This window comes from Candidatus Thiosymbion oneisti (assembly GCF_004359955.1).
In the GTDB taxonomy this organism is placed as follows: domain Bacteria; phylum Pseudomonadota; class Gammaproteobacteria; order Chromatiales; family Chromatiaceae; genus Thiosymbion; species Thiosymbion oneisti.
On the sequence record NZ_SMSC01000191.1, the window covers coordinates 1 to 268 of the forward strand.

The 268-nt window shown below is 62.3% G+C and carries 1 protein-coding gene; it reads right to left on the reverse strand.

Annotation, left to right across the window (positions count from 1 at the left end):
• The coding region (locus tag E1958_RS19935) for a helix-turn-helix domain-containing protein (protein WP_133513401.1) at nt 1-254 on the reverse strand (254 nt) is incomplete at its 3' end.
• Between the last annotated feature and the right edge of the window lie 14 nt (nt 255-268).

The window sequence follows — 268 nt, forward strand, 5'->3', positions numbered from 1 at the left end:
CGGTCATCGAGCGGCAGCAGCAGCGTCTTGCGCAGTTCCACGACCACCGCTTCCCGGGTCGGGGTGAGGGTAGTCTGCAAGCGGTGCGGCGTGTGCGAGCCATCGGCAACATCGTCCCGGCGCTTCCAGCGGCGGATGGTATCCTCACTCACACCCAACTCATCGGCGAGTTGGGTGACGGACTGGTGGGACACCTGAATGTACTGGCGGGTTTTCGGGGTCGTCGTTGCATTGGCATGCAAGTGGATATTCATGGTGCATTCTCCGG